Below are 14765 nucleotides of genomic sequence, written 5' to 3'. Positions count from 1 at the left end.
TTGCTTCTTTGGATTAGGTTTTCGTATTTCATTTGGAAATTGTAAATCTTCAGGATACTTTCGCAAGAGGTCTATTCATTTCATTTACCTTCCTTTCGGTATAAATTCTTTTTTCAGACGGCCTCCGCTGCCTGTATGCGCATGGCCGCGTCTATCGCATCGCGCATACTGTCGAGGTGTTGCTCCACGCACTCGGTGGGTAGGATGACGCTGCCGATTTTGTTTGCGGGGTCGGCCAGCCAGTCGAGGCGGACGGTGTCGGGGTGCGGTTCGGTTGTACACGGGTAGATTTTATCCAGCAGGTAATCGTATGTTTCTCCGTCTGACGATGCGACGGTGCAGCAGGACAGATAGCCGCGCAGGAATATGAACTGCCTGCCTTCTGTGTCTTGCACGCGGTTGCCGAAGCCGAATTTGAGTTGTTGGGGTTGTTGTGTCATGGGTTGCTCCTAAAACGGGATTCCATCTATATCATCTACGGGTTGCGTGGGTGCGGCGGGGTCCTGACGGCGTGGCGGCGTTGGTGTTTCCGCTTGCGCTGCTTGCGCCTGTTGCCCACTGTCATTGCCGCCGCCCAACATCTTCATTTCGTTGCCGATGATTTCGTATGCTGTGCGTTCCACGCCGTTTTTGTCGGTGTATTTGCGGCTTTGGATGCGGCCTTCGATGTAAACGAGGCTGCCTTTTTTCAGGTATTGCCCGGCTACTTCGGCCATGCGGCGGTAGAGGGTTATCGCATGCCATTCTGTGCGCTCTTGTTTTTGCCCGTGCTGGTCTTTCCATGTTTCGCTGGTGGCTATGGAGAAGTTGCAGACGGCCTCGCCGTTGGGCATGTGGCGCACTTCGGGGTCGCGCCCCAAGCGGCCGATTAGGATGGCTTTGTTTAGGCTCATTTTTGCTCCTGCATGAGTTGTCGGTAGTATTCTTGGCAAGCGGCCACGCGCTCTTGGATGCGCTCGATGGCTTCCGGGTCTCGCTTGACGGTAACGGTGGTTACGCGTTTGTGCAGCGGTATGCGCTCGATGGCGTCAATCAGTTTTTCGGGGTTGCCGTATTGTCCGATCAGGTCTTCTGGGCAGGGGAACAGCCAAAAATCAATCTCGGCCTGCTCGCAGTCGAACAGCCACATATAGCCCTGCATTTGCCAGTCGTAGCCCGCTTCTTTGACTTTGCGCTCTGCTTCTTCGCGGAAGAACGGGTGGGTCTTAATCTCCCAGCTGCATTTGGTGTCGATAATCAGGCGGTGCTTCGGGTCGTGTATGTCGCACTCGCCGCTAATCCACGGGTTTTCGCGACGCTCGGTATTTTTGGCATACTGCCTGCCGCGTATCATGCCGCTGCCTTGGATGGCGAACGGCTCTAATGCGTTGCCCTTTTCGGTGTACTTTGCCCCGTCAAAGGCCGCCACGCCGAAGAGTTCCTGCTTGGCCTGCTCGATAAGGTGGCTTTTGGCGGTCTGTGTCAGCCTGTCGTTTTTGCTGCGCGGCAGGCCGATGATTTTGTGGATGGCGGAACAGCGGACTCGCATTACAAACTCTCAATCTCCGCCCGTTGTTCGTCGGTCAGGTCGTAGTTGCCGTTTAGTACGCTCTCTACGCTGATTTCACCAGTGCTGATGTTGTCTTTCAGGGTGGCAAACAGGGTATCGTCCACTGGCAGCAGCATTACGGGTTCGGACGGCTGGTTGTCGATGTAGTCGAACTGTTCGGCGGTTACGTCTTTAATCACGCTTTGGTCGGATAAAACGGCCTTTTGCATATCAATCGACAGCGGGGCTTGTTTAGACAGCAACAGCTTGGTAACGGTTTTGAGTGCCATCGCCTCGAAGTTGTCCGCCCATACGCCGTAGCCTTTTTTGAATGACTGGCTGTATCTGCCTGCGTGGGCGGCCACCTGTTCGTGCGTCATGTACAGTTCGGCGGTAAAGCCGTTAATGAGTTTGAAATAGGCGTAATAGCCGACGGGCTGTTCGTTGGCGGCGGGTTTCTGCTTCCAGTCGAATTTGAAGCCGTTGATGGGGTCTTCCTCTATCAGTTGGTCTTCGTAGACGGGTAGGGATACCAGCCGCTCGAATTGGCCGCTGCGTTGGGCAAGCTGGATGAAGCCTTTGTAGCCAAGCTGGAACTGTGCTTCCACGCGCCCTTTGTTGCGGTAGGGGACGATGTAGGCAAAGCCCAGGTTGTTATTGACAGGCAGGTTCAGAGTGGCGGCCATGCAGGCGGCGTTGAAGATGCTCATCGGTTCGGCATCCAGCAACATGGCGTTGCTGTTCACAATCTGCATGATGGATGTGCCGAAGCTGGCTGCGTTTTTGTCCACAAGTTCGCGCATTTTTGCCTGTACGGCGGGCTTGTCGAAAAAGTCTTTAATTTGGCGTGATTTCTGCGATGGGGTTAATTGCGTGTTGCTCATCACGCCCTAATTTGCGATGCGCTTGAGCGTGTTTTCAACGGCGAAACGAAACGCCTGATTATCAACATTCCGCCGCGTTACTCGAAAACAGAAATCGCGGTCGTGAACTTTATCGCGTGGGCGATGGGGCGCGTGCCGGATTGTGAGTTTATCCATGCGAGCTATTCGGCAACACTTGCCGTCAACAACTCCGTACAAATTCGGAATTTAGTGCAACATGATGAATATCGGGCAATATTTCCCGATTTCGTGCTGGCAAGCGAGAGCAGCCATCATTGGAAAACGACCGCGGGCGGCGTGATGTATGCAACGGGCACGGGCGGCACGATTACCGGTTTTGGCGCGGGCAAACACCGCGAAGGATTCGGCGGCGCAATCATACTGGACGATTTGCACAAGGCCGATGAAGCGCGAAGCGAGGTTAGGCGGCAAAACGTTATCGACTGGTTTCAAAACACGCTGGAATCATGGAAGAACAGCCCCGATACGCCGATTGTCGTGATTATGCAAAGGTTGCATGAAAACGATATTGCGGGCTGGCTGCTTAATGGCGGCAACGGCGAAGAATGGGAGCACTTGTGCTTACCTGCGATTGAAGACGACGGCACAGCGTTGTGGCCTGAAAAGCACGATATCGAAACATTGCGCCGCATGGAGCAGGCCGCGCCGTATGTGTTTGCCGGGCAGTATTTGCAAAGGCCTGCGCCGCCTGACGGCGGTACGTTCAAACCTGACAATCTGCAATTTGTGAAAGCCTTGCCCGCAGGGAATATCCGATGGATCCGCGCGTGGGATTTGGCTTCGACCGCAAACGACGGCGATTACACCGCAGGCGGCAGGTTGGGTGTTCCCGAGCGTACTCATGATGGTTGGACACCGGCAATCTATCTTTCTTCGTATGATAAGCATGCACTGCGTACGGTTGATAATGGTCTTGCTTTTATTGCGAGTTTTGAAACTACTTCAAAGGCAACAAGTATTCTTGGTAAGAATTGTATCGGGTTATGGGATAACGGTTATGGTGAATATGCAGATGAATTTATTACCGTAACCGAAGACGATTACACCATTTGGAAACAGGGTTATGGGATAGATATTATTGATGGAGTGAGGCAGGTTGTACCAGAACCAAGCATGTTATTGCCCAACGAAAAAGTCTGCTGCTATATGCCGGGTGAAGAACCTGAATATTATGGCGAACCCGTTGAAATCGCAGAAGACGAAGGGAAAGACTACTACGCCTATGTTTACAACATCGAAGTGGAAGATACGCATACTTATTTTGTTGGTGCGGCCGGTATTTGGGTGCATAACTGCGGCGGCGCGGCAGGGCGTGAATGCATTACGCGGCAGTTGTCGCTGCAACATATCCAAACCTTGCTCCCGGCCGCCAAACAATACTGGCTCGATGCGGGTGCCTCTTCGGAGGTGCTGGATTTGGCACAATTTAGCGTGGCTAACTTGGAGGGTAAAGTTGCTGCCGTTACGCGTGGTGCGCAGGTGGTTTTTGATGCTTCCGGTGCGGGCTTTGGCTGGTTTGTCGACCCCACCCCGCACGAACACGGCGAATTTAAACAAGGCAGCACCTTAGGCATGGATGCCCCCGAAAGCAGTCCCGCACACGGTAGGCTTGACCTGTTGACCGTACTCATCCACGAACTGGGACATGTGCTTGGTATGTCCCCTCAGGTGAATGACGACGTGATGAGCCTCTACTTGGATGCGGGCGAACGCCGCCTCCCTGGAGTAGCGGATGCCTTCGAAGCTGCGCTGTTGGATACCTCTGCCGGCAAGCCCTATTCACGTGGCTTAGCCTATAGTGCAGTCTGCTCAATACCTTCGTCTCGAGTATCTACCGTATCTATAATGCCGACTGCAGCCTCAGCGCGACCATCCTGACCTCTCAGCTTTTATGTGTTTATTTTACTGCTTAACTAAAATCCCCAATTTTGATATTCAAGATATTTTATGATTTAACTTCGTATTATTGCTATGGGTAATTAACTAAAAGGCCGAGACCTTTGCAATAACATAAAGTTATTAAAATTTTATGCTCAACACCATTTTCAAAATGAGGAACCTCCCTGATTTTTTCCACTTTTTTCTCAGTATCAGAAAGGTTTTAGTCGATTGAAAATTTTTTAGCACATTTTTATGCGTCAAATTTCGTTAACAGACTATTTTTGCAAAGGTCTCGGCTTGTATTTATGATTAGGCGGTGCTTCAACAAAAAGTGCAGCTATCGATATTAAAGCCGGCTTTGTTGAATAATCCATGATTACTATATGGAAATAAATTACCTATTTCATTGCAAAATGCTTTTAGTGGTTACATCTGTAAATTCTATCATTAAATGGTGCTAAAACGACCTAAAACTTTATTTTCTACATTGCTATTTAATACTAAACGAGTTAAAAATTTATCTTTAAGCCAAAATTACAGCGATATTTGAGACTGAATTATCATGCCTGTCAGAAAAATTCCCAAAAATTACCGCAATATCACCGGAATGGCCGCCCATTCTAAGTCTGTAGGCTGCGCAGCTTATGAATCTTCTTTAGAACGGGATTTCCTTAGTTTATTGGAGTTTTGTCCCGATGTAATCCGCTTCGAGGTACAACCGGTTTCTATCGAATGGTTTGATGATTCCGGCAAAAAGCATATGTACACACCTGATGTTTTGGTGCACTACAAACCTAGTCGGCAACCTGTTACGATAATTCTCTATGAAGTCAAATACCGAAGCGATTTGAGGAAAAACTGGTCAGTATTGCAGCCAAAATTTAAGGCAGCAAGAGCATTTTGCCGACAAAAGGGCTGGATGTTTAAACTGGTCACTGAAGTTGAAATTCATACAGTCTATCTTCAAAACGTGCGATTTCTGCTGCCCTATATGCGGAATGCCGTTGTGCATGAATATTACGAGCCATATATGATACTACTTGACCAAAAATTAAAAGAGCTTAAAACAGCTACTCCGAGAGAGCTAGTTGCAGCTGTTTTTCAAGATGAGTGGAATCAGGCAAAGATTTTACCAGTGTTATGGTATCTAGTGGCCGTAGGAGAAATCGGTGCAGATTTGAACCTACCGCTGACGATGAATTCTACATTATGGAGAAAGCGATGAATACCGGAAAGGCTGTGTTAGATATTCGACCGGGGGCAATGGTCGAATTTAACGGGATCTGCTGTGTAATTACAAACATTGTGGATTTGGACACGGTTTTGCTGACTGAGGTAGAAAGCCGTAAAACTTATCAAGTTAAAGTGGCGGAGTTGTCCTCCATAACGAATGAACCTTCTTCCGCACAAGATTTAAATACCATTGATGCACAAGAATGGTCCATAGCAACAAAACGTTTTGAGATTATCAAGCCTTTACTAGACAATAAAAAACGGACGAAGAAAGCCGTTGAAGAAAGAGCTGTACAGTTTGGTGTTCATGCCAATACCATTTACCGATGGCTTCGAAAATACCACGAAACAGGTTTGCTGACGGGTTTATTCAAACAACACCGAAAAGACAAGGGCCGTTACTGTATTGACGACAATATCGAAAAGATCGTCCAATCAGTTATTGAAAAAGAATATCTGACCAAACAAAAAAAGCCAGTTCAACAAATAATTAACGAGATCAAACGGCAATGCTTGGATGCAGGATTTGCATATCCTCATAACAATACTATCCGTGCCCGTATCAGCAAGCTGGATCCTCAATTTAAGATAGCGAAAAGACAGGGAAAAAAAGCTGCTGAGGAGCAATTTAAACCGTCTGAGGGCAGTTTTCCCAATGCGGACTTTCCGTTAGCAGTCGTTCAAATAGACCATGCCAAACTAGATATTATTTTGGTTGATGATGTTTACCGTAAACCAATTGGTCGTCCGTGGATCACAATGGCAGTTGATGTGTTTAGCCGAATGATTCCCGGATTCTATATTTCCTTTGATCCACCTAGTGCATTATCGGCAGGATTGTGTCTGGCTCATTCCGTACTGACAAAAGAAACATGGCTTGCCCAGCATGAAGTGGAAGGCTTGTGGCCGTGTTGGGGATTACCGCGAAAAATCCATTTGGACAATGCAAGAGAATTTCACGGTAAAGTATTGGAAAAAGCCTGTAAACAATACGACATCGACATTGAATGGCGTCCGGTGGCACGGCCACATTTCGGTGGCCATATAGAGCGACTGCTGGGTACGGTTTTACAGGAAATTCACACTTTGCCCGGTACGACTTTTTCCAATGTTGTCGAACGTAGTAATTATGATTCCGACGGCAGTGCAGTATTTACACTGTCGGAATTTGAAAAATGGCTAACAATTTTCATTACTGGTGTGTATCACCAGAGAATGCATTCAGCATTGGGTATGTCGCCGCTGGCCAAATATAGAGAAGGCATATTCGGTACTGACTCTCTTCCGGGAACAGGTATGCCGCCTAAAGTCCTAGATGAAACCAAATTCCGATTGGATTTCATGCCTTTTGAGATGAGAACTGTCCAGCAATATGGCGTATCCATCCATAAAATTCATTATTGGCATGATGCACTTCGCACTTGGATTGGTGCAAAAGAACCGGGAAATCCGAAAAGAGCCCGTCAGTTTGTGTTTCGATTTGATCCCCGTGATCTCAGCGTAATCTGGTTTTTTGACCCTGAATTGAACAGCTATTTTTCTATCCCTTATCGGGACAGTTCCCATCCAGTTATGAGTATTTGGGAATTAAGGGAAATCAACCACCAACTCAAACAGGAACACAAATCCAACATTGACGAAAGAATGATTTTTTCAGCTTATGGCAAGATGCGCGAGATGGAAGAACAAGCTCAAGGCAAAACCAAAGCGGTACGCAGAGCGATGCAACGACGTAAAAACGAAAGTATTGCTATAACCAAACCGGTTTCCAAAGATAATAATGGTATCAACAATACCGCCACTGCTTTTCCGCAAACGGATTTGCTGGAGACTGAAATGTCTTTTGAAAATGTACAGCCGTTTGACGACTTGGATGATTTGTCATGAAATATCCTCATTTGCACAAAAAAACCGCCACATATTTGGATGCTGACACAGAGGAACGCATCTGGCACATCCGTTCGCCGCATTGGATAGGTTATCCCCAAGCTGAGCACATTTTGAACAAACTGGAAGATCTTTTGGTTTATCCCAAAATCCACCGTATGCCGAATCTTCTGATTGTCGGAGATACCAATAACGGTAAAACCATGCTGGCTCACCGTTTTTTGAGAAAACATCCTGCTGACCAAAATTTGGATGGTGACAGTGTATTAGTTCCTGTACTGCTGGTTCAGGCTCCACCTGTTCCGGATGAAGGAAGATTTTACAATACCATTTTAGATGCAATCTTTGCACCATATAAATCGCATGACAGAATAGATAAGAAGCAGACTCAAGTCATACACTTACTCAAACGTATGCAAACTAGAATGCTGATTATTGACGAAATCCATCATATCTTGGCTGGTAGCATGAACCGGCAAAGGGCTTTTCTGAATGTCATCAAATATCTAGGAAACGATTTACAAATACCGATTGTCGGTATAGGCACTAAGGATGCTTTCCGTGCGTTGCAAACTGATCCGCAGTTATCCAACCGATTCGAACCGGCTGTTCTGCCTAGATGGAACTTAGATAGAAATTTTCTTCGGTTGTTGGTTAGCTTTGAAAGAATGATCCCCCTGAAAAGACCGTCTGAACTGCAAACGAGAGAACTTGCCGTCAGATTGTACAATATGAGCGAAGGATATATTGGAGAGCTATCTCGGGTACTGACAGAAGCTGCCGCAACTGCTGTACAAAATGAAACGGAACAAATAAATCATGAAGTGCTTGATTCAATCGGCTGGGTAACACCTACTGAGCGGAAGCGGCAAATAGACAAACTGGCTTAGATATGTCTGACTTACATCTTTGGCCAGCACATCCCCATCCGTATCATAATGAATTTACTGTCTTCATGGCTGGTTCGAACGGCACATGCGAACGGACTAAAAGTTCAGACATTTTGCAACTTAGTCTTTGGGAACAATTATGAGATATGGAATCGGGACATTGACAGATATATTCCAGAGTGGATAGTTACAAAGCTAAGTGAAAAAAGCGGAATAAGTGCGGAGAAAATCGATAGAACTTCACTACGGCGTTTTCAGGGCATTTTGTTTGATAAAGTACGTCCATCAGGACATCTGACGTGGGTAAACAGTTTGCAGATATACCATCGGAAACGCGTAGGATACGGTTTATTGTTCTGTCCATTGTGCTTAGCAGAAGACTATGAACCTTATTTTAGGGTGTCATGGCGTGTTGCCTGCTATACCTTTTGCCCAAAGCACAAAGTGATACTTCACGACAGATGTTCACATTGTGGTGCGGGTGTTGCATTCCATCGGCAAGAGATGGGAAATATGCAAGAAACAGCGTTTCGGCCCCTCAAATTCTGCTGGCAGTGTAAAACCGACTTGGCTTGTACAGAAACACAACCCGTTACAGCTTGGAGTGGTAATACACTTGAACAATGGCGAAGACTGTTAGTTTGGTTGGAACACTACCCGGTAGAAAGTTCACAAAACAGTTATAGAGACAGTTTGAAAATATTGCACCACTTTGTCACGCTATTAACTCTTCACAACGACTGGCACCGAAATTATATTCCTATTTATGCCTAAAAACCGGTTCACAACCACAAAAAATTGACAAAAGCAAGCGTACAGCATGGGAAAGCAGAGAACTGATCGAACGCCACCATACTTTGGATTTATGTTGGTGGCTGATCGATAATTATCCGGACAATCTCTTTCAGGCATGGAAAGATGGTGTTTTGCGCTATAACCATATGCTGAAAGATTTTGATGATTGTCCAGACGAGTTCAAAAAGCTGATTGATGTTCTAAACCGAAATATAAGAAAAGAGCTTTATCGTAAGACTATGTTTTGAAAATTATTGAATTCATTATCAAGACAAACAGAGGTACGCACTCATTTTGATTATTACAGACTCCTGAGTAAATCCAACATTGCTGCCACATCATATGCACCTTCGAGCCGCTCTTGATCAAACACCATCATATAACGATATTTTCTCCTATCGTTCAGTGCATTGGCGGCCTTTTCCCAATCCTTGCCAGCCCGGATCCTATCTTTACTACCAGTGCCATCCAATTGTTCACCTTTAGTTTCCAGCGCCACCACCGTGCCTTTTTCCGTTAGCAACACAAAATCAGGAAAATGATTAATAAAGCTGTTGATACAAAAGACTTTTTTACTTTCGTTTCGATGCCACCAACGTAAATTTACTCCATTATCTTCCAAAATTTTACGCAAAATCATGGTTTCAAAATCACTAATCTTACCCTCTCGTTCATACAAACTCTTGCCTAATGAAGTTGCCAATTCAGTTGGAGCAATAGATGTCTTGAATGAATACATTGCTTGCATCATTAATGCGTCTTTTTCACGCTGCCTGAAAAATTCTTGTTCTGCATAATTACCTGCTAAACCGTCAATTTTCTTCTTAATAACTTTGTAGTATTGGTCAATATGTTCAAAACAATGTTTACGTTGCGCATCAGTCATATCTTCCACAATGCGACGGAAATATTTGCGCACATCATTATCATCAATCGGATAGAATGCTCGTTTTCCAGCCAGTTGAAACAAACTTTCCACCAAACTCTTCTGCTGCGTTTCGTCTGATTGATTGGCAAATAAATTCAGTAATTCCTGCTTTTCCTGATTTTTCAGAGGGCTAAATTCTACTTCACGTTCGTTTTTAAATTCACTGGTGTAAACCACCCCGTTAATCTGTCCAAAATCAATGACGGTATCACATCTTCCCAATGGGAAATCTATCAGTAAATTAGTTCTGTCAAACAACACCGCCTCGTTAAACAAACCATTATCCAAATGAATTACAAACTGTGGCAAACGGAAATATGCCATCATTTCGGTAAATTCAGGGCGAATGGGGTACATCGTAATTTTCTCCTGCAACTCCGTTGGTGGGGCATTCATGGCAGTAGCAGCTTGTGCCTGTTCACCAAACTCAACATTGGCAGCAACAGTTTGTATAACCAATTCGGTAATTTGTTCGGCAAGCCCAATCTCCACGCGGGTCATTATCTGGATTAGAAAATCTAGCATTCATTTTTTCTGTTCTTGGTAGTAAATTAATAATTGTACTATTTATATTTTTGGCGTAACAAAGAATATATTCATGGGAGTTTGATAAATATTTAGCATCATTTTTTGTACTGTGTATCTTTTGCCATGCAATTTGCCCAACAAAATTCCCTTCCCCAAACACTTCACCACACAACAACTTCAATTGCGCCGCTTCGTTATCGTCAATCGAGATAAAAATCACGCCGTCGTCCTTTAACAGTTCGCGGGCGACATACAGGCGCGGATACATAAAGGTGAGCCACGCGCTGTGCGAGTTTGAGTCTTTGTCGGTGAAGTCTAAAATCCGCGCGGCTTCGTCTTCGTCAATATTGGCCAGACGGGCAGGTTCGGCGGGCGTGAATTTGCGGTCATCCTGATAGACAAAGCCGTCCGAGCCGGTGTTGTAGGGCGGGTCGATGTAAATCATCTTCACGCTGCCTGCATAAGCATTTTTCAGGTGCTTCAAGACTTCCAAATTGTCGCCGCGAATCAGCAGGTTTTGGCTACCTGCATTTTCGGGCTTGGCGTTGTGCGTTTTGTCTTCGCTTATCAGGGTTTCGGGCGGCAGGTTGCGCAGCAGGCGCGCATAGGATTTTTGCGGATCAGGTTCCTGCCAGTCTGCCGCTTGGGTCATAGGCGTAGTTTTCTTTGTCGGTTTCGTGTACTTCTCCGTTTTCATCGGCCACAAGGATGCTGCGGCTTTCGATACGGCCGGCGGGACCGTATTCCAGCTTGGCGACAGTGCCGGCTTCGTCTATGCGTTCGAGTACGCCGCCTTGGGTGTAATGGTAGCGGGTGATTTTACCGTCAAAGCCTTTTTCTTCGGTCAGTGCGCCGACGCTGTTGTAGCGTAATCCGTAAAGATCGCCGTTTTGGTTCAGCAGCCCGACCAAGCGGCTGTTAAGGTCGTAGCGGTATTGGACTTGTTGTCCGAGTGCATCGGTACGGATGAAGAGACGGCCGCCTTTGTCGTAGGTATAGCGGGTGCTTTGCTTGAGCGGATCGGTATGCTCAAGCAATCTGCCTTCCGCATCATGCAGGTAGGATTCCCTCGTGCCGTCTGCTTGGATCACAGCCTCGGGATTGCCCCTTGAGTCGTAGCTATAGTGTGTGCTGTTGCCTTATAGCGATAGTGGGTTTCGTTCTCTTCGGGGTCTGTTTCGAGAATCATGTTGCCGTTGGCATCATATTGACGCAACCAGCGGTGTCCCTCGGGGTCGGTAACGGCAGTCAGATTATTATCGGCATCGTATTCGAAAGAAACGACACTGCCGGAGGGTGGTCAAGCGGAGGGGATTGGTGGTGGAAAGGCCGTCTGAAAGTGTTTTTCAGACGGCCTTTGATGTCTATCTGAATGAGGGAACTACTTCCAATGTTCCGCCGTCATCCCTGCTGATTAGTCTCCACAAAGTCTGCGCCAGTAAATCTTCAGGCTTGGGCACATCGGGAAAGGGCTTTCCCTTTTCCAAATGCACGGCTTCCCCGTCATGGTTGAACGGCTGCCATACGCCGCTGTACGGCACACGGACGGTTTCGCCGTTTTCCACCAGTATCGGCGCGGTTTTGACGGTTTTGCCCTCCGGGTCCAATACTCCGTCCTTCATATTCGGATTGTCCCAGCGGTGTGTCCAGTAATAGGTTTTGACGGCATCGAAATGGGGCGCGGCGTAAAGGTGGTGCAGGCGGTTGGGAACGGCTTTGATGACCGGCCTTAAGGCTTCGTTCAATGCCTGGTAATTTAAAGGCAGAGGTTCGCCGGCATCGCCGACGTCGGGCAGTTCGTCGATTTTGATGACGGAAACGCCGTTTGCCTGCGTTTTGACTGTGATTTCGGGGTACTGGGCCGCCAGCCGCGCCCATACCTGAGGTTCGATACGCATGAATAGGGATTTGCCTAGAATGGTGTACCAAGCGATGCTTTTAGCTGCATCCTTATAATCCCTTAATCCTGCATAAGCATTGCAGTTGGGCATCACATTATAGTAATGAGTGGCAACCTGGTATTCGTGCGGCTCCCATTCCTCACAGCCGTAAGGCAGGATGCATTCCAACCCCGCGTAGCCGTGCAGTACGTCGAATTGTGCGCACAGGTAATCCACCCATTCTTCAAATTCCGCCCGTCTGGTTTCATCCTTCAGCCAACCGATGGGAAAGGTCAAACTCAAATAGCTAAGGAGGTTGTATTCGAACTCGCCTGTCGGAGATGTGGTCAAAGTGGAGCAATGGTAGTCCGGAGCATAATCGCTTTTTCGTTCCGAACTGATATGGGCTTCTAATCTTTCATCCCGTTGGGCTGTTTTTTGGCTTTTCTCCATACTTTTTTCAAATTGCGCAGCACTGAATTTGACAAATCTTTGATGTTCTTCAAAGAACAAACTATTCAGATACTTGCTATATTGCTCTTGATATCTTTTGAATACTTCCAATACCTTCCGCTGTCCGCTTTCACTTCCGCCGCCGTAGAAATATATAGTAATGCCCAGCCCCATCTTGGCATACAGCCTGTGTTCGTCGTCGTACAGTTCGCAACGCTGCGCATGAAACATGATGTCGTTCAAACGATTTCTTTGTTCTTGAGGGGTCATGCTTTGTCCTTTCGTAGAGATTGAATATTTTAAGCCGTCTGAAAAACCGTTTTCAGACGGCCTGTTCGCTTACATGGCGGCCGCACCGACTGCCGCCGCACCTACTCCTATAGAAGTCAAAAAAGCCTGTACCGAAGCGGCGTACGGCGCGGTACCCGCCCCGGCGGTAAAAAACGTGACCGCCACGCCGATGGCAATAACCAGAACCACGACCGCACCGATAGCGATGATCTGCATCCAGTCTATCTTTTTGATTTCCTCTATCCTCCAATCGGTCTCCTTTTTTAGGGCTTCAAGGGCTGCATCCAACTGCCTTTGTGTCCAAACCTTAATCGTCCTGCCCTGTTCATTCATCCATTTTCAAGTATTGGTTGCCGCATCCCTGACCAGCCGTCCGCCCTCAAACAGCCACGGCGCATGATTTCGCAGATATTGCTCCGCATCACTAGAATATTTTACGACCTGTCTGGAAACATTGCGGTAGGCTTCTTGTGCTGCCACTACCACGGAATCAACTGCCCGTCCGCCGCTACGTATCCATTCTTCAAAAAAATAACCTTTAGGCTGCGGTTTGTCCGCATAGACAGGCAGGGGTTTCTCGACCGGTATGCCTGTACCCTTGGTATCGTCGTAGCTGGTTACCTTTAATACGGTAAAACGATCCATTCCCCCCGCTATTTTTTCATAGTCTTCTTTTTGTCCCCTCCTAAAGTCATCTCCCTCAAATTTCACCTCCACCACCCGCGACAGATTGTCCATATACGCTTCACCCGTCGGATAGGTTGCCGCCCGCCCGGGCCAGCGGATGTTTTTGTCTTTAACGATGATGATGTCCGGCCGCCTGCGTTGCGCGCCGGGTATGACCTGGCCGAACGGATTGTGAGAATGGCGGCGGTTTTTGTCTTTGCTATTCGCCGTTAATACGGGAACAGGCGTGCCGCTTAACGGGACATTGAATGTTACTTCCGCTTTGTAGTACCACAAATAATCGCGGTCCTTTTCATCCAGCCATATCATCAGGGCGACGGCAAGCTGTTTCATATTGACATCGGTAGATTTGCCCCTCAATGTTCTGATAATCAGCTTTGGAACAACGTTGGCTGCCCGAAGTTTAGGATCAAGATATCCAAAATCCGTCGCCCGTTCCAATTGGGCATAGCCTGTTTCTACATTAACACTGGTAACAATTCCCATATTTTTACTCCTGAATCATTTTATCGTCATGTACAAAATCCAAATGCAGATGCTCTTCCCCGCCTCCGCAAAGGTATAAGGTTTCTGTTTTTGTTTTTTCCTGTTCGGGTAAAACCAATTCGACACTTTGCGGTTCGGCACTGAATACGGTATGGGTTTTCCCTTCATGGTCGGTTTTCCCCGAATATTCCGTGCCGTCCGCCAGTTTTAAAGTGTATGGTTCGTTATATAAAGGTTTGCCGTGTTGGTTGGTTAATTGATAAAGTGCGCCATGATTTGGCTTGAATGGGGGGAGCCTGAAATTTACCTGATTCGCCCCACCCACCACCAACGGCGCCCTCACCCGCACCACCTTCGGACTCCCGATCTCAACCTCCCCGTTCGCCAGTTTGA

At 47.1% G+C, this 14765-nt stretch carries 15 protein-coding genes and 3 pseudogenes; 7 read left to right on the top strand and 11 right to left on the bottom strand.

The window, feature by feature from the left end; all coding sequences use genetic code 11:
• Positions 1-113: 113 nt before the first annotated feature.
• From ACTHSL_RS10900 to ACTHSL_RS10885, 4 genes are read right to left on the bottom strand one after another with little or no spacing between them, the layout of a single operon-like run.
• The gene (locus ACTHSL_RS10900; protein WP_440381418.1) at positions 114-440 is read right to left on the bottom strand and encodes a hypothetical protein; all 327 of its coding nucleotides are present in this window, start codon (positions 438-440) and stop codon (positions 114-116) included.
• A gap of 9 nt (positions 441-449) precedes the next feature.
• Complete coding sequence (locus ACTHSL_RS10895; RefSeq protein ID WP_440381417.1) at positions 450-893, bottom strand: single-stranded DNA-binding protein; 444 nt, start codon at positions 891-893, stop codon at positions 450-452.
• The gene (locus ACTHSL_RS10890; protein ID WP_440381416.1) at positions 890-1528 is read right to left on the bottom strand and encodes a translocation protein TolB precursor; all 639 of its coding nucleotides are present in this window, start codon (positions 1526-1528) and stop codon (positions 890-892) included. Before ACTHSL_RS10890 ends, ACTHSL_RS10895 begins: the two co-directional genes overlap by 4 nt.
• Positions 1528-2412, bottom strand: coding sequence for a recombinase RecT (locus ACTHSL_RS10885; RefSeq protein WP_440381415.1), 885 nt, complete (start codon positions 2410-2412; stop codon positions 1528-1530). Before ACTHSL_RS10885 ends, ACTHSL_RS10890 begins: the two co-directional genes overlap by 1 nt.
• On the opposite strand from ACTHSL_RS10885, the pseudogene ACTHSL_RS10880 reads away from it, so the two are divergent.
• From ACTHSL_RS10880 to ACTHSL_RS10855, 6 genes and pseudogenes are all read left to right on the top strand, one after another.
• Positions 2401-3267, top strand: a pseudogene (locus ACTHSL_RS10880) (phage terminase large subunit); the annotation flags it as partial. The gene ACTHSL_RS10885 and the pseudogene ACTHSL_RS10880 sit on opposite strands and share 12 nt — an antisense overlap.
• 279 nt (positions 3268-3546) lie before the next feature.
• Entirely contained in the window at positions 3547-4311 is a 765-nt protein-coding gene (locus ACTHSL_RS10875; protein ID WP_440381419.1) for a hypothetical protein, read from the top strand.
• A 565-nt stretch (positions 4312-4876) separates the two neighbouring features.
• The gene (locus tag ACTHSL_RS10870; RefSeq protein WP_036490743.1) at positions 4877-5539 is read left to right on the top strand and encodes a heteromeric transposase endonuclease subunit TnsA; all 663 of its coding nucleotides are present in this window, start codon (positions 4877-4879) and stop codon (positions 5537-5539) included.
• Positions 5536-7434 (top strand): Mu transposase C-terminal domain-containing protein, encoded by a 1899-nt coding sequence (locus ACTHSL_RS10865; RefSeq protein WP_440381414.1) that lies wholly within the window; start codon positions 5536-5538, stop codon positions 7432-7434. The genes ACTHSL_RS10870 and ACTHSL_RS10865 overlap by 4 nt, the downstream gene beginning before the upstream one ends.
• Complete coding sequence (locus ACTHSL_RS10860) at positions 7431-8324, top strand: TniB family NTP-binding protein (RefSeq protein WP_016687574.1); 894 nt, start codon at positions 7431-7433, stop codon at positions 8322-8324. The genes ACTHSL_RS10865 and ACTHSL_RS10860 overlap by 4 nt, the downstream gene beginning before the upstream one ends.
• A 48-nt stretch (positions 8325-8372) precedes the next feature.
• On the top strand, positions 8373-9098 hold the full coding sequence (locus tag ACTHSL_RS10855; protein WP_440381413.1) for a TniQ family protein: 726 nt from the start codon (positions 8373-8375) through the stop codon (positions 9096-9098).
• 322 nt (positions 9099-9420) lie between these two features.
• On the opposite strand, the gene ACTHSL_RS10850 is transcribed toward ACTHSL_RS10855, so the two are convergent.
• From ACTHSL_RS10850 to ACTHSL_RS10840, 3 genes and pseudogenes are all read right to left on the bottom strand, one after another.
• A complete protein-coding gene (locus ACTHSL_RS10850; protein WP_440381412.1) occupies positions 9421-10572 on the bottom strand; it encodes a hypothetical protein in 1152 nt (383 codons plus the stop codon).
• A 48-nt stretch (positions 10573-10620) separates the two neighbouring features.
• A pseudogene (locus ACTHSL_RS10845) lies at positions 10621-11227 on the bottom strand (site-specific DNA-methyltransferase); the annotation flags it as partial.
• Positions 11196-11666: a hypothetical protein gene (locus ACTHSL_RS10840; protein WP_440381411.1), complete on the bottom strand. Its 471-nt coding sequence runs from the start codon at positions 11664-11666 to the stop codon at positions 11196-11198. The pseudogene ACTHSL_RS10845 and the gene ACTHSL_RS10840, both read right to left, overlap by 32 nt.
• 131 nt (positions 11667-11797) lie before the next feature.
• Between ACTHSL_RS10840 and ACTHSL_RS10835 the strand changes: the two genes are divergently transcribed.
• Entirely contained in the window at positions 11798-11947 is a 150-nt protein-coding gene (locus ACTHSL_RS10835) for a hypothetical protein (protein ID WP_440381410.1), read from the top strand.
• Here the strand turns inward: ACTHSL_RS10835 and ACTHSL_RS10830 are convergent.
• The 4 genes and pseudogenes from ACTHSL_RS10830 to ACTHSL_RS10815 form a co-directional block, all read right to left on the bottom strand.
• Complete coding sequence (locus tag ACTHSL_RS10830; protein WP_440381409.1) at positions 11940-13178, bottom strand: type VI immunity family protein; 1239 nt, start codon at positions 13176-13178, stop codon at positions 11940-11942. The genes ACTHSL_RS10835 and ACTHSL_RS10830 overlap by 8 nt on opposite strands.
• A 69-nt stretch (positions 13179-13247) precedes the next feature.
• Positions 13248-13415 (bottom strand): hypothetical protein, encoded by a 168-nt coding sequence (locus tag ACTHSL_RS10825; RefSeq protein ID WP_440381408.1) that lies wholly within the window; start codon positions 13413-13415, stop codon positions 13248-13250.
• A 123-nt stretch (positions 13416-13538) separates the two neighbouring features.
• Positions 13539-14372 carry a VRR-NUC domain-containing protein gene (locus ACTHSL_RS10820; protein ID WP_440381407.1) on the bottom strand — a complete coding sequence of 278 codons (834 nt, stop codon included), beginning with the start codon at positions 14370-14372 and terminating at the stop codon, positions 13539-13541.
• Positions 14373-14376: 4 nt separating this feature from the next.
• Positions 14377-14765, bottom strand: a pseudogene (locus ACTHSL_RS10815) (hypothetical protein); the annotation flags it as partial.

It is taken from the genome of Neisseria sp. P0008.S010 (assembly GCF_051962715.1).
Taxonomy (GTDB): Bacteria; Pseudomonadota; Gammaproteobacteria; order Burkholderiales; family Neisseriaceae; genus Neisseria; species Neisseria elongata.
The sequence above is the reverse complement of the archived record's forward strand: the minus strand, read 5'-3'. Positions and strand labels throughout refer to the sequence as shown.

What these genes read in the sequence shown, in the direction of transcription:
- ACTHSL_RS10900 (WP_440381418.1), bottom strand. Translation starts at nt 440, where the DNA reads ATGACACAACAACCCCAACAACTCAAATTCGGCTTCGGCAACCGCGTG.
- ACTHSL_RS10895 (WP_440381417.1), bottom strand. Translation starts at nt 893, where the DNA reads ATGAGCCTAAACAAAGCCATCCTAATCGGCCGCTTGGGGCGCGACCCC.
- ACTHSL_RS10890 (WP_440381416.1), bottom strand. Translation starts at nt 1,528, where the DNA reads ATGCGAGTCCGCTGTTCCGCCATCCACAAAATCATCGGCCTGCCGCGC.
- ACTHSL_RS10885 (WP_440381415.1), bottom strand. Translation starts at nt 2,412, where the DNA reads ATGAGCAACACGCAATTAACCCCATCGCAGAAATCACGCCAAATTAAA.
- ACTHSL_RS10875 (WP_440381419.1), top strand. Translation starts at nt 3,547, where the DNA reads ATGTTATTGCCCAACGAAAAAGTCTGCTGCTATATGCCGGGTGAAGAA.
- ACTHSL_RS10870 (WP_036490743.1), top strand. Translation starts at nt 4,877, where the DNA reads ATGCCTGTCAGAAAAATTCCCAAAAATTACCGCAATATCACCGGAATG.
- ACTHSL_RS10865 (WP_440381414.1), top strand. Translation starts at nt 5,536, where the DNA reads ATGAATACCGGAAAGGCTGTGTTAGATATTCGACCGGGGGCAATGGTC.
- ACTHSL_RS10860 (WP_016687574.1), top strand. Translation starts at nt 7,431, where the DNA reads ATGAAATATCCTCATTTGCACAAAAAAACCGCCACATATTTGGATGCT.
- ACTHSL_RS10855 (WP_440381413.1), top strand. Translation starts at nt 8,373, where the DNA reads ATGAATTTACTGTCTTCATGGCTGGTTCGAACGGCACATGCGAACGGA.
- ACTHSL_RS10850 (WP_440381412.1), bottom strand. Translation starts at nt 10,572, where the DNA reads ATGCTAGATTTTCTAATCCAGATAATGACCCGCGTGGAGATTGGGCTT.
- ACTHSL_RS10830 (WP_440381409.1), bottom strand. Translation starts at nt 13,178, where the DNA reads ATGACCCCTCAAGAACAAAGAAATCGTTTGAACGACATCATGTTTCAT.
- ACTHSL_RS10825 (WP_440381408.1), bottom strand. Translation starts at nt 13,415, where the DNA reads ATGCAGATCATCGCTATCGGTGCGGTCGTGGTTCTGGTTATTGCCATC.
- ACTHSL_RS10820 (WP_440381407.1), bottom strand. Translation starts at nt 14,372, where the DNA reads ATGGGAATTGTTACCAGTGTTAATGTAGAAACAGGCTATGCCCAATTG.